Raw genomic sequence first — 21,198 nt, 5'->3', positions numbered from 1 at the left:
GGCGTTTTTAAGACTGCTCTTCCAAAAACAGAGGCCAGTGGGCATAGCTCTGCCAGTGGCTTTCCTGATCCAGCGCCTCTGCGCGCAGCGGATGTCGTTCCAACCAGCCGCGCGGCAAAATCACATGCAACTCTTCATCGTTGGCACGCAGGCGTACCGCGGGCAGGGTATCGTCACGGCGGCGGCTGGCAAAGATGATGGCCAGACGTAACAGACGACACATGCGCTGTGCCACGCGGGGTGGCACGGCGTTCTGTTGGCTCAGCAGCGGCAGATCGAGGGCATTGCTCTGGTTTTGCAACAGGGTAGCTAACAGTTTTTTCTGCGCCGGGGTAAAGCCAGGTAAATCAAGATGGCTGACCAGATAGGCGGCGTGTTGAGGAGCCTGTTTGAAATCGACGCTCAGGCCGATTTCGTGGATCAGGCACGCCGCATGCAGTAGTTCACGACATCGCGTATCCAATTGCCATTCGTTGGTGGTCTGCAAACAGAAGTTCGCGGCCAATTGGCTGACGCGTTCGGCCTGCTCGATATCCAGCAGGTAACGGCGTTGCAGGTTGCGTAATGTGCGGCTGCGGATATCCTGCTCGACCGGCAGATGCAACATGCCATACACCAGCCCTTCGCGCAGAGCGCCACCGGCCAGCGTCATGCTTTCAATGCCTAACTCCTGGAAAATGGCCAGCAGTATCGACAGGCCGCTTGGGAACACCAAGGCACGTTCCAGCGTCAGCCCTTCGATTTCCAGCTCTTCCAGCTTGCCACACTGAATGGCTCGTTGTTTCAACTGCCGCAGTTTGGGCAGGGTAATACGTTCGTCCATCCCCTGCGCCACCATGATTTCCTGTAGCGCTTGCACGGTTCCGGAGGCACCGACGCAAATCTGCCAGCCATGTTGGCGAAGTTGTGCGGCTATCGGCCGCACCTTTTCACGCGCGGCCTGTTCGGCGGCTTCGAAGTTATCCCGCTCCAGGTTGCGATCGCTGAAGAAGCGTTCGAGCCAGGTGACACAGCCCATCGAAAGGCTATACAACTGCGCGGCTTGCGCCCCTGTCCCTACGACCAACTCCGTGCTGCCACCCCCGATATCGACCACCAGACGCCGATCCGGGCCGCCGGTGGTATGGGCAACGCCGTGGTAGATCAGGCGGGCTTCTTCTTCGCCGCTGATGACCTGAACGGGGCAGCCAAGGATAGTTTCGGCGGTTTGCAGGAATTCGGCCGCGTTGTTGGCCAGGCGCAGCGTTGCGGTGGCGACGACCCGAATTTGATCGCGCGGGATATCCTGCAGGCGTTCCGAGAACAGCCGCAGACATTGCCAACCGCGCTGCATGGCTTCCTGTGACAGGTGATTGTGCTGATCCAGCCCGGCCGCCAGGCGCACTTTGCGCTTGATGCGAGCTAGCGTCTGGATACTGCCAGCCACCTCACGTACCACCAACATATGAAAACTGTTGGAACCCAGATCGATGGCGGCATAGAGGGTGCTGGAACCTGGCATAGTCGTCTATTAGCCCGAACGTTTACGGTTGTTACGCGGCGCACCACCACGACGTGGCGCGGAAGAGTTACGGCGTGGGCCGTTGTTGCCACGAGGGCGCACCAGGCGCTTCGGTGCTGGCAGATCGCTCAGCAGCGCATCGCTGTTGTACTTGCTCACCGGAATGCTGTGGCCGGTATAAGTCTCGATGGCGGGCAGATTCAGCGCGTACTCTTCACAGGCCAGGCTGATGGAGTGACCGCTTTCGCCCGCGCGGCCTGTACGGCCAATGCGGTGCACGTAGTCTTCGCAGTCATCCGGCAGATCGTAGTTGAAGACGTGAGTCACCAACGGAATATGCAGGCCGCGTGCGGCGACATCGGTGGCGACCAGGATATCCAGGTTACCTTTGGTGAAGTCGTCCAGAATACGCAGGCGTTTTTTCTGCGCCACGTCGCCGGTCAGCAGGCCTACGCGGTGACCATCGGCAGCCAGATGGCCCCAGATGTCTTCACAGCGGTGCTTGGTGTTGGCGAAGATGATGCAGCGGTCCGGCCACTCTTCCTCGATCAGCGTCTGCAGCAGGCGCATCTTTTCTTCGTTGGAAGGGTAGAACAGCTCTTCCTGAATGCGGTGGCCGGTTTTCTGTTCCGGTTCAACTTCCACATATTCGGCATTGTTCATCTGCTCAAAGGCCAGCTCGCGTACGCGATAGGACAGGGTGGCAGAGAACAACATGTTCAGGCGTTGATCGACCGCAGGCATACGGCGGAACAGCCAGCGGATATCTTTGATAAAGCCCAGATCGTACATGCGGTCGGCTTCATCGAGCACCACAACCTGGATAGCACCCAGATCGATATAATTTTGTTTGGCGTAGTCGATTAAACGGCCGGTGGTCCCCACCAGAATATCTACGCCGCTTTCCAGCACTTTCAGCTGTTTGTCATAGCCATCACCGCCGTAGGCCAGGCCAAGCTTCAACCCGGTAGACTGCGACAGCGCTTCTGCATCGGAATGGATCTGCACCGCCAGTTCACGCGTAGGCGCCATGATCAAGGCGCGCGGCTGGTTGGTCTGGCGACCTTCTTTCGCCGGGTGGGACAGCAAATAGTGAAAAGTAGACGCTAAAAATGCCAGCGTCTTTCCGGTACCGGTTTGCGCCTGACCTGCAACGTCGCGCCCACTGAGGGTGAGCGGCAATGCCAACGCCTGGATGGGCGTGCAGTTGTGAAACCCTTTTTTCTCAAGGGCTTCAAGGACTAACGGGTGCAGGGCGAAGTCGGAAAACTTCTGTTCGGTCAAGTGTGTTTTGCTCATAGTGTGGTAGAATATCAGCTAACTATTGCTTTACGAAAGCATATCCGTTGAAATAAAAGCGGTGAAATAAAATCACCTGAGTTGGTTTGATGCTACACCAACAAGGTAGACCTAATCCTGTGGAGTAGAACATGAGCGATAAAATTATTCACCTGACTGACGACAGCTTCGATTCCGATGTGCTGAAAGCCGAAGGGCCAATCCTGGTCGATTTCTGGGCTGAATGGTGTGGTCCGTGCAAGATGATTGCTCCGATCCTCGACGAGATTGCCGAAGAGTTCGCCGGCAAGCTGACCATTACCAAACTGAACATCGATCAAAACCCGCTTACCGCGCCTAAGTACGGCATCCGCGGTATTCCGACGCTGTTGTTGTTCAAGAACGGTGAAGTGGCAGCGACCAAGGTCGGCGCGCTGTCCAAGGGCCAGCTCAAAGAGTTCCTGGACGCGAATCTGTAATTAGGGCGGGAAGCCCCGTGACGGGCGTCTGGAGGGGGATTTTCATTCACCGCTAGACGCCTGCCAAGAAGCGTGTTAAGTTTAACCATACTGCATTCTGAACTTGCCATAAGTATTAAATCTAAAGAGTCTGAATCTAAGCGTTACTCTACGTTGAACCATCGGCACTAGCATTTTACTGTGAACCGAGCCCGTGTTTTGACGATCAAGCGGTTTTACAAAAAAATCAGTTTTAAGGCACCTTCGATCTTAAACCGTCAGCGTGTGCGCCCCAGCTAAGCCATTTCTTACTGCGGCGGCCCAGCAGCCCGGCGATCGAACGTCCAGTAACAGGCACGCATACCCTATGAATTTCACGTTGTAGCTTGAAAGGTTATGGGTATAACACGCTGCCATACCATTCACGATACTAGTTCGAGACACACCCCGAGTTTAAGAACCCCCACTATGAATCTTACCGAATTAAAGAATACGCCGGTTTCTGAGCTGATTACTCTCGGCGAAAATATGGGGCTGGAAAACCTGGCCCGCCTGCGCAAACAGGACATTATCTTCTCTATACTCAAGCAACATGCGAAAAGCGGAGAAGATATCTTCGGTGATGGCGTGCTGGAGATATTGCAGGATGGATTTGGTTTCCTCCGTTCCGGAGACAGTTCCTACCTCGCAGGCCCCGACGATATCTACGTTTCTCCCAGCCAAATCCGCCGCTTTAACCTCCGCACAGGTGACACCATTTCCGGTAAGATTCGTCCGCCAAAAGAAGGCGAGCGCTATTTTGCCCTGTTGAAAGTTAACGAAGTCAACTACGACAAACCGGAAAACGCCCGTAACAAGATCCTGTTCGAAAACCTGACGCCGCTGCACGCCAACTCACGTTTGCGTATGGAGCGCGGCAACGGCTCTACCGAAGATCTGACGGCTCGCGTACTGGATCTGGCAGCGCCAATCGGCCGTGGCCAGCGTGGCCTGATTGTGGCACCGCCGAAAGCCGGTAAAACCATGCTGCTGCAAAACATTGCGCAGAGCATCGCATACAACCATCCAGACTGCGTGCTGATGGTGCTGCTGATCGACGAACGTCCGGAAGAAGTGACCGAGATGCAACGTCTGGTAAAAGGCGAAGTGATCGCTTCTACCTTCGACGAACCCGCATCCCGCCACGTACAGGTTGCCGAAATGGTGATCGAGAAGGCCAAGCGCCTGGTCGAACACAAAAAAGACGTGATCATCCTGCTGGACTCCATCACCCGTCTGGCGCGTGCCTACAACACCGTAGTACCTGCCTCAGGCAAAGTGCTGACCGGTGGTGTGGACGCCAACGCCCTGCATCGTCCGAAGCGCTTCTTCGGTGCGGCTCGTAACGTTGAGGAAGGCGGCAGCCTGACCATCATCGCTACCGCACTGGTTGATACCGGTTCGAAGATGGACGAAGTGATTTACGAAGAGTTTAAAGGTACGGGTAACATGGAACTGCATCTGGCGCGTAAAATCGCCGAGAAGCGCGTGTTCCCTGCTATCGATTACAACCGTTCCGGTACGCGTAAAGAAGAGTTGCTCACTACCTCTGAAGAACTGCAGAAGATGTGGATCCTGCGCAAGATCATTCACCCAATGGGCGAGATCGACGCGATGGAGTTCCTCATTAACAAGTTGGCGATGACCAAAACCAACGATGAATTCTTCGACATGATGAAACGCTCATAAATAAGTAAAATATTCGAGGAACGCCACGCCTAGTCGTGGCGTTTTTTGCTTTTGGCGGATACGATAAGTAACAGTAAAGGAAAGTAAGTTATTCTTGTGACTTATTGAGAACTTATCTTATTTGCGCCAGTTTTTGCATTAACGCGTTGAAGCAAGACACGTTTTGGGCATTGATAATTGTCTATGTCATAGGAAATGACTGAAAGGTCGCTTGGTCATGTGGCGCGGTTTTTTACCCATGTTAAGCTGCCTCATCTTCTTCAGAGATTTGTTAACCGTGAACTTACTCACCATGAGTACTGAAATTCTTTTTGTTTTTCTGTTTTCTCTGGCTTTTTTATTTGTTGCTCGCAAGGCAGCAAAACCTATTGGTTTGGTTGATAAGCCTAATTATCGCAAACGTCATCAGGGGCTGATCCCGCTGGTGGGTGGGATTTCTGTTTATGCTGGCATCTGCTTTGCCTTCCTGATCACCGACCAGACGATTGCGCACAGCAAACTCTATCTCACCTGCGCCGGTGTCCTGGTCTTCGTCGGGGCGCTGGACGATCGCTTCGATATCAGCGTCAAGATCCGCGCCACCATTCAGGCACTGGTCGGCATCGCCATGATGGTATTTGCAGGTCTTTATCTGCGCAGCCTCGGCTATGTGTTTGGTGGCTGGGAAATGCAGTTGGGGCCGTTTGGCTATTTGGTGACGCTGTTTGCCGTTTGGGCGGCGATTAACGCCTTTAACATGGTCGACGGTATCGACGGCCTGCTCGGTGGTCTCTCCTGCGTGTCGTTCGGCGCGATGGGGATCCTGCTGTATCAAGGCGGCCATAGCGAGCTTGCCTTCTGGTGCTTCGCGATGCTGGCGGCCATTGTTCCCTATATTCTGCTCAACCTCGGCATCCTTGGCCGTCGCTATAAGGTCTTTATGGGTGACGCCGGGAGTACGCTGATCGGTTTTACCGCCATCTGGCTGCTGGTGCAAAGCTCGCAAGGGCCAAACCATCCGATCAAACCGGTCACCGCGCTGTGGATTATCGCCATCCCGCTGATGGATATGATTGCCATCATGTATCGCCGTCTGCGTAAGGGCATGAGCCCGTTTTCGCCAGACCGTCAACACATCCACCATTTGATCATGCGAGCGGGCTTTACGCCTCGTCAGGCTTTTGTGCTCATCACCCTAGCCGCAGCGCTGCTGGCGGCGGTTGGTGTGATAGGCGAACGTCTGACTTTCATACCTGAATGGGTTATGTTGGCATTATTCTTGCTTGCATTCTTCTTGTATGGCTATTGCATTAAACGTGCATGGCGGGTCGCGCGCTATATCAAACGTCTCAAGCGCCGCCTGCGGAATGCAACGAACAATAAGCAAGTACCTTAACTGAGGCTTTAGGGCAGTGATGAATCCTGAAACAACGTCTGACAAGAATACCCCGGTGGTCGATAACGAACTCGATATCCGCGGTCTGTGCTGCACCCTGTGGCGTGGCAAAAAATGGATTATCGGTTTTGCGGTGTTGTTTGCTGCCGTCGCGCTGATCGTTTCCTACCTGGTGAAACAGGAGTGGAGCGCCACGGCGATCACCGATAAGCCAACGGTGAATGCGCTGGGGGGATATTACTCTCAGCAGCAGTTCCTGCGTAGCCTGGATCAGCGCACGCTGCCTGCGGTTGCCAGCGATCAGCCAGGCATCGCCGATGAAGCCTATAATGAATTTATCATGCAGTTGGCCGCCTATGACACGCGCCGTGATTTCTGGCTGCAAAGCGATTACTACAAGCAGCGCCAGGAAGGGGATGCCCGTGCCGATGCGGCGTTGCTTGATGACCTGATTAACAATATCCAGTTCACGCCGCGCGACGACAAAAAAGTGCTGAATGATAGCGTGAAACTCACCGCCGAGACCGCGCCAGACTCCAACCATCTGCTGCGTCAGTATGTTGCCTTTGCCAGCCACCGCGCGGCGCAGCATCTGAATGAAGAGATCCAGGGAGCCTGGGCGGCGCGTACCACCTCGATGAGTGCGCAGGTCAAACGCCAGGAAGCGGTAGCCGATGCGGTGTATCAGCGTGAGCTCAAGACCGTGCAGCAGGCGCTGAAAATCGCCGAGCAGCAGGGGATTAGCCGTACGCAGACCGATACGCCAGCCGAACAGCTGCCAGACTCCGATCTGTTCCTGCTGGGCAAACCTATGCTGCAGGCGCGTCTGGAAGGTTTACAGGCTTCCGGCCCGGCTTACGATGTAAGTTACGATCAGAACCGGGCGATGCTGGCAACTCTGAACGTTGGCCCGACGTTGGATGCCAAATTCCAGACCTACCGCTATTTACGTACGCCGGAAGAGCCGGTGAAACGTGATAGTCCACGCCGGGTATTCTGGCTGATTATGTGGGGCGCAATCGGTGGCCTGATTGGTGCGGGCGTCGCCTTGGTACGCCGGCCACGTAGTTAACTAATAATATAATCATTTCGCTGTTGGGCACTGAGTGCCCAACTTTGCAGGTTCGCCTGCACTTCACCGACCAAAAGAGATTCGCTGTGAAAGTGTTGACTGTTTTTGGCACCAGACCGGAAGCCATCAAAATGGCACCTCTGGTACATGCTCTGGCTCAGGATGATGCCTTTGAGTCAAGAGTCTGCGTTACGGCACAGCATCGCGAGATGCTGGATCAGGTACTGCGTTTGTTTGAAATCGTACCGGATTACGACCTGAATATTATGAAACCGGGCCAGGGGCTGAGTGAAATCACCTGCCGCATTCTGGAAGGGATCAAAGGCGTACTGGAGGACTTCAAGCCGGACGTGGTGTTGGTTCACGGTGACACGACGACCACCATGGCGACCAGCCTGGCGGCGTTTTATCAGCGTATCCCGGTGGGGCATGTCGAAGCGGGCCTGCGTACCGGTAATCTCTATTCTCCTTGGCCTGAAGAGGCCAACCGCAAGTTGACGGGGCATTTGGCGATGTATCACTTCTCGCCAACCGAAAATTCACGGCAGAACCTGTTACGTGAATCGCTGCGGGACGACCATATTTTCGTCACGGGTAACACCGTGATCGATGCGTTGCTGTGGGTGCGCGACCGCATCATGCACAACCCAGAGCTGCGCAGCAGCCTTGACCAACGTTATCCTTTCCTGGATGCCAACAAAAAGCTGATCCTGGTGACTGGGCACCGTCGCGAAAGCTTCGGCGGTGGGTTTGAGCGCATCTGTAGCGCCTTGGCCGAGATTGCTCTTCAGCATCCTGACGTGCAGGTGGTGTATCCGGTGCATCTCAACCCGAACGTCAGCGAGCCGGTTAACCGTATTTTGAAGGGGATCGATAACATCATTCTGATCGATCCGCAGGATTACCTGCCGTTTGTCTATCTGATGACGCGATCTTATCTGATCCTGACCGACTCGGGCGGCATTCAGGAAGAGGCGCCATCGCTGGGGAAACCGGTGTTGGTGATGCGTGATACCACCGAGCGGCCAGAAGCGGTAGATGCCGGCACGGTACAGCTGGTGGGAACGGACGTAGCTAAAATTGTTGATGCGGTAACCCGGTTATTGACAGACGAAGGCGAATACCACGCCATGAGCCGGGCGCATAACCCATACGGTGACGGGCATGCCTGCCAACGTATCCTCGAAGCTTTAAAGAATCATCAGGTGACACTATGAGTTTTAACACTATTTCAGTTATTGGCCTGGGCTATATCGGTTTGCCAACGGCGGCGGCGTTTGCTTCCCGCAAGAAGAAAGTGGTGGGCGTAGATGTTAACCAGCACGCGGTAGATACCATTAACCGCGGTGCCATCCACATCGTCGAACCTGATTTGGATCGCGTGGTAAAAGAAGCGGTAGAAGGCGGTTACCTGCAGGCGGTGACTAAACCGCTGGCGGCCGATGCGTTCCTGATTGCCGTACCAACGCCGTTCAAAGGCGATCACGAACCCGATCTGGCCTACGTTGAAGCCGCCGCCAAGTCATTGGCACCGGTACTGAAAAAAGGCGACCTGGTGATCCTGGAGTCTACTTCACCGGTGGGCGCTACCGAGCAGATGGCCCTGTGGTTGGCAGAGGCGCGTAGCGATCTGAGCTTCCCGCAGGATGCCGGTGAGCAGGCCGACGTGAACATTGCCTACTGCCCTGAGCGCGTGCTGCCTGGGCAGGTAATGGTTGAGCTGATCCAGAATGACCGCGTGATCGGCGGGATGACGCCAAAATGCTCCGAGCGCGCCAGCGCGCTGTACAAGATTTTCCTCGAAGGTGAGTGTGTGATCACCAACTCGCGCACCGCCGAGATGTGCAAACTGACGGAAAACAGCTTCCGCGACGTTAACATCGCGTTTGCCAATGAGCTTTCGCTGATCTGTGCCGAGCAGGGCATTAATGTGTGGGAACTGATCCGCCTGGCCAACCGTCATCCGCGCGTCAACATTCTGCAACCTGGCCCAGGCGTGGGCGGGCACTGTATCGCCGTTGACCCTTGGTTCATCGTGGCGCAGAACCCGCAGCAGGCTCGTCTGATCCATACTGCGCGCCTGGTAAACGACGGCAAACCGCTCTGGGTGGTCGATCAGGTCAAGGCAGCCGTGGCAGATTGCCTGGCGGCCACCAATAAGCGCGCTTCTGAAGTGAAAATTGCCTGCTTCGGTTTGGCGTTCAAACCTAATATCGACGACCTGCGTGAAAGCCCGGCGGTTGAAGTAGCCCACCTGATTGCCGACTGGCACGTAGGTGAAACCCTGGCGGTCGAGCCTAACGTTGAGCAATTGCCGAAGTCACTGGCGGGCCTCGTTACGCTGAAAAAACTGCCTGAGGCCTTACAGCAGGCGGATGTGATCGTCATGCTGGTCGATCATAAAGAATTCAAGGCCATCAGGCCGGAAGAGATTAAGCAGTCCTGGATCGTGGACACCAAAGGAGTTTGGCGTTGAAACGTATTTTGGTCACCGGCGGGGCCGGATTTATCGGCTCTGCCGTGGTAAGACATATCATCGAGGGGACCCGCGATAGCGTGGTGGTGGTTGATAAGCTCACCTATGCCGGTAACCTGGAGTCGCTGGCGGGTGTAGCGGACAACGAGCGCTATGCTTTCGAGCAGGTAGATATCTGCGACCGTGCCGCACTAGACCGCGTATTTGCGCAGTACCAGCCGGATTTCGTGATGCACCTTGCGGCAGAAAGCCACGTTGACCGCTCGATCGACGGCCCGGCGGCCTTTATCGAAACCAACATAGTGGGCACTTACACCATGCTGGAAGCTGCCCGCCATTATTGGCAGGCGCTGGCGGCAGAGAAAAAGCAGGCTTTCCGTTTCCATCATATCTCTACCGATGAAGTGTACGGCGACCTGCACGGTACCGACGATCTGTTTACCGAAACCACGCCTTACGCGCCAAGCAGCCCGTATTCTGCCTCCAAGGCCTCAAGCGACCACCTGGTGCGCGCCTGGCTGCGTACCTACGGTTTCCCTACCGTCGTGACCAACTGCTCCAACAACTACGGCCCTTACCACTTCCCAGAGAAGCTGGTGCCGCTGGTGATCCTTAATGCCATCTCCGGCAAACCGCTGCCGGTCTACGGCGATGGTGCGCAGGTGCGTGACTGGCTGTTTGTGGAAGACCATGCGCGGGCGTTATATCAGGTGGTGACAGAAGGTGTGATTGGGGAGACCTATAACATCGGCGGCCACAACGAGCGCAAAAATATCGAGGTGGTACAGACCATCTGCGATCTGCTGGAAGAACTGGCACCGAACAAACCGCAGGGCGTGGCGAAATATCGCGATCTGATCACTTACGTTAAAGATCGCCCAGGCCATGATATGCGTTATGCCATCGACGCGGGCAAAATTGAACGTGAACTGGGTTGGCGCCCACAGGAAACCTTTGAAAGCGGCATCCGCAAAACGGTTTCCTGGTATCTGAACAATGAAACCTGGTGGCGCCGCGTGCAAGACGGTTCCTATGCAGGCGAGCGTTTAGGGCTAAACCAATAATCCTATCTAGATAAACGCACGGAAGGCTATAAGCGCCGTGCGGCTAGCGGAAGTTCAGGAGTCATGATGAAAGGTATTATTCTAGCCGGCGGTTCGGGGACGCGTTTGCACCCGATCACCCGCGGCGTCTCCAAGCAGTTGCTGCCCATTTACGATAAACCGATGATTTACTATCCGCTCTCGGTGCTGATGCTGGCCGGGATCCGCGATATTCTGATTATCTCTACGCCTGAAGATCTGCCCTCGTTTCGCCGTTTGCTGGGCAGCGGTGAAGAGTTTGGCATCAACCTCAGCTACGCCGAACAACCGAGCCCGGACGGGTTGGCACAGGCCTTCCTGATTGGCGAAGAGTTTATCGGCGGCGAGCCGTGCTGCCTGGTGCTGGGCGACAATATCTACTTCGGCCAGGGCTTCAGCCCGAAACTGAAAAGCGTGGTCCAGAGTCTGAAAGGTGCCACGGTATTCGGTTACCAGGTCATGGACCCAGAGCGCTTTGGCGTAGTGGAGTTCGACGATAACTTCCGCGCGCTGTCGATTGAAGAAAAACCGCTGAAGCCGAAGTCCAACTGGGCGGTCACCGGTCTCTATTTCTATGACAACCAGGTGGTGGATTTCGCCAAGCAGGTGAAGCCCTCCGAACGCGGCGAGTTGGAAATTACCAGCATCAACCAGATGTATCTGGAGCGTGGCGAACTGAGCGTCGAGCTGCTGGGGCGTGGTTTTGCCTGGCTCGATACCGGCACCCACGACAGCCTGATCGAAGCCAGTACCTTTGTGCAGACGGTAGAGAAGCGCCAAGGGTTCAAGATTGCCTGTCTGGAAGAGATCGCCTGGCGTAACGGTTGGCTGGATGATGATGGCGTAAGACGCTCGGCGCAGGCGTTAGCCAAAACCGGCTATGGCAAATACTTACTGGATTTACTGCATGTCCGTCCACGCCAATATTGAGCCTTTGGGCTGGGAAAGCGAGTATTTCCAACTCACCAGCGCCAAATTGCATTTTGACGAGGCGGCTCCTGCGCTTACGGCAACTGAACTGGATGCGTTTGCGCTGGTTCAGGCCAAGATCCCGGCCCAGCGTCTGGATTTGGCCGATGGTTTGGCAGCCGCGGGGTTTCGGCTGGTAGAGGGCGAAGTGGACTTTGCCCTGGCAATTGGCACAGATTGTGCATTGAATTTACCGGCCATCCGCATCGCCCAGCTCGAAGATATTCCACTGTTGCGTTCGGTGGCGGCCAAGGTTTTTGCCGCCAGCCGTTTTCGCGCGCCTTGGTATCAGCCGCAGGACAGCGGGCGTTTTTACGCCACCTGGATTGAAAAAGCGGTGCTGGGGACGTTTGACCATCAGTGCCTGCTGGTGCTGGGTAGCGATGGGGAGCCAGAAGGGTTTGTCAGCCTGCGAGATATTGGCCAGCAAGAGGCGCGTATCGGCCTGCTGGCGGCATTCCCAGGTGTACAAGGTAAAGGGACCGGTTCTCGGCTGATGACTGCCGCGATCGCCTGGTGCCAGCAGCAACGGCTGCAGCGCCTGCGGATCGCGACTCAAATAAGTAATATTGCCGCGTTACGGCTCTATCAACGGCACGGTGCCACCCTAGAAAGCACCGCGTATTGGTTCTATAGAGGTTTACATGATCCCATTTAACGCTCCACCGGTTGTTGGCACGGAACTCGATTATATGCAGGCTGCGATGAGCAGCGGCAAACTCTGTGGTGATGGTGGTTTTACCCGTCGCTGCCAGCAGTGGATGGAACAGCATTTCGGCTGCCCGAAAGTGCTGCTGACGCCGTCTTGCACAGCGTCACTGGAAATGGCCGCCATCCTGCTGGATATCCAGCCGGGTGATGAAGTGATCATGCCGAGCTATACCTTCGTATCCACCGCTAACGCCTTTGTGCTGCGCGGGGCGGTTATGGTGTTTGTCGATCTGCGTCCAGACACCATGAACATCGATGAGACCAAGATCGAAGCGGCGATCACCGATAAAACCCGTGCCATCGTGCCGGTGCATTACGCTGGCGTAGCCTGTGAAATGGACACCATCATGGCGCTGGCGAAGAAGTACAACCTGATGGTGGTGGAAGATGCCGCGCAGGGCGTGATGTCGACCTATAAAGGCAAAGCCTTGGGGACTATCGGCCATATCGGTTGCTTCAGTTTCCATGAGACCAAAAACTACACCGCTGGCGGTGAAGGTGGCGCAACGCTGATTAACGACCCGGCCCTGATCGATCGTGCCGAAGTGATCCGTGAAAAAGGCACCAACCGCAGCCAGTTCTTCCGTGGTCAGGTAGACAAATATACCTGGCGCGATATTGGTTCCAGCTATCTGATGTCAGATCTGCAAGCCGCTTATCTGTGGGCACAGCTGGAGGCCGCCGAGACGATCAACCAGCGCCGCCTGAAGCTGTGGCAGAACTATTACGATGCATTGAAACCGTTGGCAGACTCAGGGCGTATCGCCTTGCCGGTCATTCCGGCCAACTGCGTGCACAACGCCCATATGTTCTACATCAAGCTGAAAGACGTGCAGGATCGTACCGCGTTTATCGACTACCTGAAAGAAGCCGAAATCATGTCGGTGTTCCACTACATCCCACTGCACGCCTGCCCGGCGGGTGAGAAGTTTGGCCGTTTCTCCGGCGAAGACCGCTTCACCACCAAAGAGAGCGAGCGCCTGGTGCGTCTGCCGCTGTTCTTTAACATGTCAGACGTCAATCAACGTACGGTGATCAATACCATTCTGAGCTTCCTCGCCTGATATGTCGCTGGCAAAAGCATCGATTTGGACCGCGGGCTCCACGCTGATCAAGATCGGCGTGGGGTTGCTGGTGGTAAAAATGCTGGCGGTGGCCTTCGGCCCCAGCGGGGTCGGGCAGGCGGGTAACTTCCGCCAGTTGATCACCGTGCTGGGCGTGCTGTCGGGTGCCGGAATTTTTAACGGTATCACCAAGTATGTGGCGGAATACCATCAGGATCCGCAGCGGTTGCGTATGGCGGTGGGCACCGCGTCCAGCATCGTGCTGGGTTTCTCAACTCTGCTGGCGCTGGTGTTCCTGTTTGCTGCCGAGCCGATCAGCCGTGGGCTGTTTGGCCATGGTGACTATGTGAACGTGGTGCGGGCGGTGGCGTTTATCCAGATGGGGATTGCCTACGCCAACCTGTTCCTGGCGATCCTCAAAGGTTATCGCGATGCGATGGGTAACGCGCTGGCGGTGATCGCCGGTAGCCTGATAGGTGTGGTGGCCTTTACGCTATGCTTTAAGCTGGGCGGTTATGAAGGCGCGTTGGCCGGGTTGGCTCTGGTTCCTGCCCTGGTGGTGTTGCCTGCTGGTTTCATGCTGTGGCGGCGCAAGGCGCTGCCGCTGCGTTATCTGGCGCTCGCCTGGGATAAGGCGCTGGCCAGCCATCTCGGTAAGTTTACCCTGATGGCGCTGATCACCTCCGTGACCTTGCCGGTTGCCTATGTAATGATGCGTAACCTGTTGGCGGAACATTACGGCTGGGACGAAGTGGGGATCTGGCAAGGGGTGAGCAGTATCTCCGATGCCTACCTGCAGTTTATTACCGCTTCTTTCACCGTTTACCTGCTGCCAACGCTGTCGCGCCTGCAAGAGAAAAGCGCCATTTCGCGGGAGATCGTGCGCTCGCTGAAGTTTGTGCTGCCTGCGGTCGCCGCTGCCAGCTTTACCGTCTGGCTGCTGCGTGACTTCGCCATCTGGCTGCTGTTCTCTGAGAAATTCGTTGCCATGCGCGATCTGTTTGCCTGGCAACTGGTGGGGGACGTGCTGAAAGTCGGGGCCTACGTCTTCGGTTACCTGGTGATCGCCAAGGCGTCGCTCCGTTTTTATATTCTGACAGAGGTCAGCCAGTTTGCCTTGCTGACGCTGTTCTCGCACTGGCTGATCCCGCTGCACGGCGCATTAGGGGCGGCACAGGCCTATATGGCAACCTACATCGTGTATTTTGCGCTCTGTAGCTGCGTATTTATTCTTTATCGTAGACGAGTATGACCATACTAATCCACGTACTGGGATCTGATATCCCGCATCATAATCAGACGGTGCTGCGCTTCTTTAATGACGTGCTGGCTGACCGCCTGCCCGCAGAACAAGTGTGTCACTTCATGGTGGCAGCCAAAGACGTGGCCGCGTTGGGCCACTTTCCAAAGTTGACCATCGAGGCTTTCCCTGGCAAGAAGAGCCTGGCAGAGGCAGTGATTGCCCGTGCCAAGGCCAACCGTGACACTCGCCTGTTCCTGCATGGCCAGTTTAACGCAACGTTGTGGCTGGCCTTGCTGAGCGGCAAGATCAAGCCGCGCCAGGTGAGCTGGCATATCTGGGGGGCCGATCTGTATGAAAACGCCACCAGTTGGAAATACCGCCTGTTCTACGTGCTGCGCCGCATTGCCCAAGGGCGGGTGGGCCACGTGTTTGCTACCCGAGGCGACCTGATCCACTATCAGCAGCGGCACGCACGCGTTCCGGCCTCGCTGCTGTATTTCCCAACGCGGATGGATCCTGCCCTGACGGGTATCGAAGTTGAAAAGAACCTGGCTGGGCCGATGACTATCCTGGTGGGCAATTCTGGTGATACCACCAACCGCCATATTGAGGCGTTGCAGGCGATCCATCAGCAATTTGGTGACAAGGTGCGGGTGATTTTGCCGATGGGCTATCCGGCCAATAACGACGCCTATATTGCCCAGGTGCGCGCGGCGGGCCTGAAGCTGTTCTCCGAACAGAATCTGCAACTGCTGACCCAGCAGGTGGCGTTTGACGATTATCTCAATATTCTGCGTGAGTGCGATCTCGGCTACTTCATTTTCGACCGTCAGCAGGGGATCGGTACGCTGTGCCTGTTGATCCAGTTTGGCGTGCCTTTTGTACTGAGCCGCAAGAACCCGTTCTGGCAGGATCTGGCTGAGCAGCATCTGCCGGTGCTGTTCTATGGCGACTCGCTGGATGAAGCCGTGGTGCGCGAATCACAGCGCCAACTGGCAACGCTGGATAAGCAGTCTATCGCCTTTTTCAATCCGAACTACGTGGATGGCTGGCAGCAGGCATTGGCGCTGGCGGCGGGGGAAAACCCATGACGCTGGCACAGTTTGGCGGGCTGTTTGTCGTCTATCTGATCGGGGCGCTATTTGTGCTGACCCTGACCTATCAGGAGTTTCGGCGCGTCCGCTTCAACTTTAACGTCTTCTTTTCCCTGCTCTATCTGCTGACGTTTTACTTTGGCTTCCCGCTGACCTGCCTGCTGGTATTCCAGTTTGACGTGGCCGTGGTGCCGGTAGAGTTCCTGCTTTACGCCATCCTTTCGGCTACCGCCTTCTACGCGATTTACTACGTCAGCTACAAGACGCGGTTGCGTAAACGCACTGGCCAGCCGCATAAGCCGGTGTTCACCATGAACCGGGTTGAGACGCATATCACCTGGATATTGCTGGCGCTGGTGGCGATCGGCACCGTGGGCATCTTCTTTATGCAGAACGGTTTCCTGCTGTTCAAGCTTAACTCCTACAGCCAAATCTTCTCCAGCGATGTGTCAGGGGTGGCGCTCAAGCGCTTCTTCTACTTCTTTATCCCGGCGATGCTGGTGGTCTATTTCCTGAAACAGGATCTGCGCGCCTGGTTCTTCTTCCTGGCGGCCACGGTGGCGTTTGGCATTCTGACCTACGTGATCGTGGGCGGCACCCGTGCCAACATCATCATCGCGTTCGCTCTATTCCTGTTTATCGGCATTGTGCGCGGCTGGATCTCGCTGTGGATGCTGGTGGCCGCCGGGGTGTTCGGCATCGTCGGCATGTTCTGGCTGGCGTTGAAACGCTATAGCCTGGATGTCAGCGGCCCGGAAGCGTTCTACACTTTCCTGTATCTGACCCGTGATACCTTCTCGCCGTGGGAGAACCTGGGGCTACTGCTGCAAAATTACGACAAGATCGATTTCCAGGGGTTGGCCCCGATCGTGCGTGATTTCTATGTCTTCATCCCTGCCTGGCTGTGGCCGGGGCGGCCGGATCTGGTGCTGAATACTGCCAACTACTTTACCTGGGAAGTGCTGGACAACCACTCCGGGCTGGCGATTTCCCCAACGCTGATTGGCTCGCTGGTGGTGATGGGGGGGGTGCTGTTTATCCCACTGGGCGCTATTGTGGTGGGCCTGATCATCAAGTGGTTCGACTGGCTGTATGAGCTTGGCAAAAGTGAACAGAACCGCTTTAAGGCGGCGATTTTGCAAGGGTTCTGCTTTGGTGCGGTGTTTAATATCATCGTGCTGGCGCGTGAGGGGGTCGATTCGTTTGTCTCACGCGTGGTGTTCTTCTGCATTATTTTTGGTGCCTGCCTGATATTGGCAAAATTACTGTACTGGCTGTTTGATGCTGCCGGGCTTATCAAGACTCGAATTATGCGCAAGCGCGCGTTGGCTCCAGCAGCCAACTCCCTTGTGCCAAGGTAATAGTGACAATGGAAGCAAACATTTCGGTTCCCAAGTATGAGCTGCGTGGTTTCAGCCTGTGGGGCTTTCGCAACATGGCGCAGTGCATGGATTTTCTGTTCGACGGTGGCAGGGTCAAGCAAGGCACCCTGGTGGCGATGAACGCCGAGAAAATCCTCAATGCAGAAACCGATCCGGCGCTGCATGCCCTGTTGGATGAGGCGGAGTATAAATATGCCGATGGCATCAGCATGGTGCGCTCCATCCGCCGCAAGTATCCTGGCGCGGAGGTGTCGCGTGTGGCTGGGGCCGATCTGTGGGAAGCCATGATGCAGCGTGCCGGGCAGGAAGGTACGCCGGTGTTTCTGGTTGGCGGCAAGCCTTCGGTGCTGGCAGAGACCGAGCAGAAGCTGCGTAGTCAGTGGAATGTGAATCTGGTTGGCAGCCAGGATGGCTACTTCAAACCAGAACAGCGGGATGCCTTGTTTGAACGCATTCGTGCCAGCGGCGCGGCTATCGTGACCGTGGCAATGGGATCGCCCAAGCAGGAAATCCTGATGCGGGATTGCCGCAAGGTACATCCACAGGCGCTGTATATGGGGGTTGGCGGCACCTATGACGTGTTTACCGGCCATGTGAAGCGTGCCCCCAAGGTGTGGCAGAATCTGGGCCTGGAGTGGCTCTATCGCCTGCTCAGCCAGCCGAGCCGTATACGCCGCCAGCTTCGACTACTCAAGTTCGTCGGCTATTACTATACCGGCAAGATGTGATCCTCCGGCTGGAGCAGCCCATCTGTTGCTCCAGCGTCTGTTTTGCGCAAATAATCTCCCTGTCGGCCATAACGTGGTCAAAGCTATAACCTCGGTCAATCATTCCCTCGTCACTTATTCCATAAGGTTTTAATTCGCGGTTTGCTTATAGCGGCAAAATGCGAAACCATAACGCCCGCAAATTTCCCCAGGCCCTAGTGTCACTTCCTCGTCATTACATGGTGCGGATTGCTCGCCAAGTAGCGTTTTGCGCGGGTGGGGGATGAATTACACTCAACTTGTCTAAAACAATAATGACCGGCACCGATCGGCAGGCAAACAACATCATAAAAGATATGACTGAGGATTTATGGCAAGCAAAGAAAAACCACAAGGTTTACATCGCGGGTTAGAAGCGCGACATATAGAGCTGATCGCCCTGGGTGGGACGATTGGCGTGGGTCTGTTTATGGGATCGGCCAGTACGCTAAAATGGGCAGGGCCTTCAGTGTTGCTGGCCTATATCATCGCCGGCCTGTTTGTGTTCTTCATCATGCGTTCGATGGGGGAGATGCTGTTCCTGGAGCCGGTGGCGGGCTCTTTCGCCGTCTATGCGCACAAATACATGAACCCCTTTTTCGGCTATCTCACCGCCTGGGGCTACTGGTTTATGTGGCTTGCCGTGGGGATATCGGAAATCACGGCTATCGGCGTCTATGTACAGTTCTGGTTCCCTGAGATACCGCAGTGGCTGCCAGCGTTAATTGCGGTCGCCATGGTCGCGTTAGCCAACCTGGCGGCGGTGCGTCTGTACGGTGAGCTGGAGTTCTGGTTTGCCATGATCAAGGTTACCACCATTATCGTGATGATCCTGGTGGGCTTGGGGGTGATCTTCTTCGGCTTCGGCAACGGCGGGCAGCCGACCGGGTTTGCCAACCTGACGGCTCACGGCGGCTTCTTTGCTGGTGGCTGGAAAGGCTTCCTGTTTGCGCTGTGTATCGTGGTGGCCTCTTACCAGGGAGTTGAGCTGGTCGGTATTACCGCCGGGGAAGCCAAAAACCCGCAGGTAACGCTCAAACGGGCGATCAACAACATCCTGTGGCGTATTCTGATTTTTTATGTCGGTGCCATCTTCGTGATTGTCACCATCTTCCCGTGGAACGGTATCGGCACCGCTGGCAGCCCGTTTGTGCTGACCTTTGCCAAGATTGGTATTGTTGCCGCTGCGGGTATCATCAACTTTGTGGTGCTGACCGCCGCACTCTCCGGCTGCAACAGCGGCATGTATAGCGGCGGCCGCATGCTCTATGCCTTGGCCAAGAACCGTCAACTGCCTGCGGCATTGACCAGGCTTTCTGCCAGCGGCGTGCCGGTCAACTGTATTGCCATCACCATCATTTGCCTGTTGGTGGGGTCGGCGCTGAACTACGTTATTCCCAATCCTCAGCAGGTGTTCGTCTATGTCTATAGCGCCAGCGTGCTGCCGGGCATGATGCCGTGGTTCGTGGTGTTGATCAGCCAGATCTACTTCCGCCGAGCCCACAAAGAAGCGATGAAGACTCACAGCTTCAAGTCATTTATGTTCCCTTACATGAACTACCTGACCATCGCTTTCCTGATTTGTGTGCTGGTTGGCATGGGGATCAATCCGGATACGCGGATTTCGTTGGTGGTGGGGATGATTTTCCTGGCTGCGGTGAGCCTGTGCTACTTTGTATTCGGTATGCACAAAGTCCATCATGAGCCTGAAAAGCGGACAGAAAGTCAGCGCTAAGCTTAAGAAAAGGGCCCTGTCGGGCTCTTTCTGCTGCAAGAGTGAGCAAAGGGTCAGCGAACTCAACATTTCTGAGAAAAAGCACTAGACAGGATGGGCATAAAACCGTAGTATCCCCACCCGCAACGGCGCTACGCGCCCGTAGCTCAGCTGGATAGAGCGCTGCCCTCCGGAGGCAGAGGTCTCAGGTTCGAATCCTGTCGGGCGCGCCATTAATTTTGTGCGCAGGAGCTGCGGTGGTATGAATACCGCGTGAAGTAAGCAGTAGATAAAGTAGTTATGGTGGCTATAGCTCAGTTGGTAGAGCCCTGGATTGTGATTCCAGTTGTCGTGGGTTCGAGCCCCATTAGCCACCCCACTTTACCTAGGGTAAAGTACAAGAATTGAAAGCTGTTTTGTGACAGTGCGAAGGTGGCGGAATTGGTAGACGCGCTAGCTTCAGGTGTTAGTGTTCTTACGGACGTGAGGGTTCAAGTCCCTCTCTTCGCACCACACACAAAATGTCTAATAAATTTAATATTTACATAGACATAGGCTGGAAAGTTCGGTAGTATCAGCAACAAGAAATCGGCGAGTAGCGCAGCTTGGTAGCGCAACTGGTTTGGGACCAGTGGGTCGGAGGTTCGAATCCTCTCTCGCCGACCAATTTCAAGAAAGCCCGCTTTAAAAGCGGGCTTTTTTACGTCTGGAGTTTGTGTAACCTGCTCAGCAATGAGCGGGTTTTTTGCTTTTTATGCTGGCGGAAAGGGTGGGCGTCCGATACCTGAGATATCGTGCTGGCCCCTCACCCTAACCCTCTCCCACAGGGAGAGGGGACCGATCGAGTTCGTTGATTTCTCTAAGTAATGCCCTGTCTTTCTTCTAACTCATCACTCTCCGAAGTGGTACGTGCTAATCGGGCGATTCGGACAACTTCCTTTCTTTTGGGGACCGATCGAGCTCGTTGATTTCTCTGCGTATAACCCTGTCTTTCTTCTAACTCATCACTCTCCGAAGCGGTACGGGCTAATCAAGGGCTCAGGGCAGCTCCCTCTCCCTGTGGGAGAGGGTTGGGGTGAGGGGAAGCAGACAACTTTAGAGCTGGCCTTACAAGGGAATGATCAGAAGGAAGCAGAGATAAGCGCTGGAAAAACGCTAGGGTGCGAAATGGAGGATAATGTCAATGCCAATCGAATAGTGACCCAGGCTGCCAAAGTAAATCTGACCCACCCCTGTTAGCGGTTAGCCAGAAATGTCGGCGGTTGCCGGCTTCTTCAACTGACCACTTTTTAACTTGTCCTTCAG

At 55.4% G+C, this 21,198-nt stretch carries 17 protein-coding genes and 4 tRNA genes; 19 read left to right on the top strand and 2 right to left on the bottom strand.

Features of this window, described 5'->3' with window-relative positions; genetic code table 11:
• Nucleotides 1–7 precede the first annotated feature (7 nt).
• Together ppx and rhlB are read right to left on the bottom strand one after the other, a co-directional pair.
• Nucleotides 8–1,501 carry an exopolyphosphatase gene (gene ppx, locus ACMV5H_RS18700; protein ID WP_021807744.1) on the bottom strand — a complete coding sequence of 498 codons (1,494 nt, stop codon included), beginning with the start codon at nucleotides 1,499–1,501 and terminating at the stop codon, nucleotides 8–10.
• Between the two features lie 9 nt (nucleotides 1,502–1,510).
• On the bottom strand, nucleotides 1,511–2,800 hold the full coding sequence (rhlB, locus tag ACMV5H_RS18695) for an ATP-dependent RNA helicase RhlB (RefSeq protein ID WP_024484189.1): 1,290 nt from the start codon (nucleotides 2,798–2,800) through the stop codon (nucleotides 1,511–1,513).
• A 131-nt stretch (nucleotides 2,801–2,931) separates the two neighbouring features.
• Here rhlB and trxA point away from each other — a divergent pair, with 131 nt between their 5' ends.
• The 19 genes from trxA (at nucleotide 2,932) to ACMV5H_RS18600 (ending at nucleotide 20,559) form a co-directional block, all read left to right on the top strand.
• A complete protein-coding gene (gene trxA, locus ACMV5H_RS18690) occupies nucleotides 2,932–3,258 on the top strand; it encodes a thioredoxin TrxA (protein ID WP_021181559.1) in 327 nt (108 codons plus the stop codon).
• 447 nt (nucleotides 3,259–3,705) lie between these two features.
• Nucleotides 3,706–4,965 (top strand): transcription termination factor Rho, encoded by a 1,260-nt coding sequence (gene rho / locus ACMV5H_RS18685; RefSeq protein ID WP_021181558.1) that lies wholly within the window; start codon nucleotides 3,706–3,708, stop codon nucleotides 4,963–4,965.
• Nucleotides 4,966–5,242: 277 nt separating this feature from the next.
• Nucleotides 5,243–6,340, top strand: coding sequence for a UDP-N-acetylglucosamine--undecaprenyl-phosphate N-acetylglucosaminephosphotransferase (gene wecA, locus ACMV5H_RS18680; protein WP_024484187.1), 1,098 nt, complete (start codon nucleotides 5,243–5,245; stop codon nucleotides 6,338–6,340).
• 19 nt (nucleotides 6,341–6,359) lie between these two features.
• Nucleotides 6,360–7,412 carry an ECA polysaccharide chain length modulation protein gene (gene wzzE, locus ACMV5H_RS18675; RefSeq protein ID WP_414822272.1) on the top strand — a complete coding sequence of 351 codons (1,053 nt, stop codon included), beginning with the start codon at nucleotides 6,360–6,362 and terminating at the stop codon, nucleotides 7,410–7,412.
• Nucleotides 7,413–7,498: 86 nt separating this feature from the next.
• Nucleotides 7,499–8,629 carry a non-hydrolyzing UDP-N-acetylglucosamine 2-epimerase gene (gene wecB, locus ACMV5H_RS18670; protein WP_021181555.1) on the top strand — a complete coding sequence of 377 codons (1,131 nt, stop codon included), beginning with the start codon at nucleotides 7,499–7,501 and terminating at the stop codon, nucleotides 8,627–8,629.
• On the top strand, nucleotides 8,626–9,888 hold the full coding sequence (wecC, locus tag ACMV5H_RS18665; RefSeq protein WP_021807747.1) for a UDP-N-acetyl-D-mannosamine dehydrogenase: 1,263 nt from the start codon (nucleotides 8,626–8,628) through the stop codon (nucleotides 9,886–9,888). The genes wecB and wecC overlap by 4 nt, the downstream gene beginning before the upstream one ends.
• Nucleotides 9,885–10,952 (top strand): dTDP-glucose 4,6-dehydratase, encoded by a 1,068-nt coding sequence (gene rffG / locus ACMV5H_RS18660; protein ID WP_021807748.1) that lies wholly within the window; start codon nucleotides 9,885–9,887, stop codon nucleotides 10,950–10,952. The genes wecC and rffG overlap by 4 nt, the downstream gene beginning before the upstream one ends.
• 66 nt (nucleotides 10,953–11,018) lie before the next feature.
• Nucleotides 11,019–11,900, top strand: coding sequence for a glucose-1-phosphate thymidylyltransferase RfbA (gene rfbA, locus ACMV5H_RS18655; protein ID WP_021807749.1), 882 nt, complete (start codon nucleotides 11,019–11,021; stop codon nucleotides 11,898–11,900).
• The gene (gene rffC, locus ACMV5H_RS18650) at nucleotides 11,878–12,597 is read left to right on the top strand and encodes a dTDP-4-amino-4,6-dideoxy-D-galactose acyltransferase (protein ID WP_094982250.1); all 720 of its coding nucleotides are present in this window, start codon (nucleotides 11,878–11,880) and stop codon (nucleotides 12,595–12,597) included. Before rfbA ends, rffC begins: the two co-directional genes overlap by 23 nt.
• Nucleotides 12,584–13,714 (top strand): dTDP-4-amino-4,6-dideoxygalactose transaminase, encoded by a 1,131-nt coding sequence (gene rffA / locus ACMV5H_RS18645; protein WP_037376578.1) that lies wholly within the window; start codon nucleotides 12,584–12,586, stop codon nucleotides 13,712–13,714. The genes rffC and rffA overlap by 14 nt, the downstream gene beginning before the upstream one ends.
• Before the next feature lies 1 nt (nucleotide 13,715).
• On the top strand, nucleotides 13,716–14,966 hold the full coding sequence (wzxE, locus tag ACMV5H_RS18640) for a lipid III flippase WzxE (RefSeq protein ID WP_059199111.1): 1,251 nt from the start codon (nucleotides 13,716–13,718) through the stop codon (nucleotides 14,964–14,966).
• Nucleotides 14,963–16,048, top strand: coding sequence for a TDP-N-acetylfucosamine:lipid II N-acetylfucosaminyltransferase (locus tag ACMV5H_RS18635; protein ID WP_037376579.1), 1,086 nt, complete (start codon nucleotides 14,963–14,965; stop codon nucleotides 16,046–16,048). The genes wzxE and ACMV5H_RS18635 overlap by 4 nt, the downstream gene beginning before the upstream one ends.
• Complete coding sequence (gene wzyE, locus ACMV5H_RS18630; protein WP_021807752.1) at nucleotides 16,045–17,412, top strand: ECA oligosaccharide polymerase; 1,368 nt, start codon at nucleotides 16,045–16,047, stop codon at nucleotides 17,410–17,412. The genes ACMV5H_RS18635 and wzyE overlap by 4 nt, the downstream gene beginning before the upstream one ends.
• A gap of 8 nt (nucleotides 17,413–17,420) precedes the next feature.
• A complete protein-coding gene (gene wecG / locus ACMV5H_RS18625; protein ID WP_021807753.1) occupies nucleotides 17,421–18,161 on the top strand; it encodes a lipopolysaccharide N-acetylmannosaminouronosyltransferase in 741 nt (246 codons plus the stop codon).
• A 349-nt stretch (nucleotides 18,162–18,510) separates the two neighbouring features.
• Nucleotides 18,511–19,914, top strand: a complete 1,404-nt coding sequence (gene thrP / locus ACMV5H_RS18620; protein WP_021807755.1) for a bifunctional threonine/serine APC transporter ThrP — start codon at nucleotides 18,511–18,513, stop codon at nucleotides 19,912–19,914.
• A gap of 135 nt (nucleotides 19,915–20,049) precedes the next feature.
• Nucleotides 20,050–20,126 (top strand) — tRNA-Arg (locus ACMV5H_RS18615).
• Between the two features lie 70 nt (nucleotides 20,127–20,196).
• Nucleotides 20,197–20,272 (top strand) — tRNA-His (locus tag ACMV5H_RS18610).
• A gap of 47 nt (nucleotides 20,273–20,319) precedes the next feature.
• Nucleotides 20,320–20,406: transfer RNA gene (locus ACMV5H_RS18605), tRNA-Leu, on the top strand.
• Between the two features lie 76 nt (nucleotides 20,407–20,482).
• A tRNA-Pro gene (locus ACMV5H_RS18600) sits at nucleotides 20,483–20,559 on the top strand.
• Nucleotides 20,560–21,198: the final 639 nt, after the last annotated feature.

Origin of the sequence: Serratia sp. N21D137 (assembly GCF_047530005.1) — a bacterium.
GTDB lineage: Bacteria > Pseudomonadota > Gammaproteobacteria > Enterobacterales > Enterobacteriaceae > Chania > Chania fonticola_B.
This window is presented reverse-complemented; position numbering and strand designations above follow the sequence as displayed.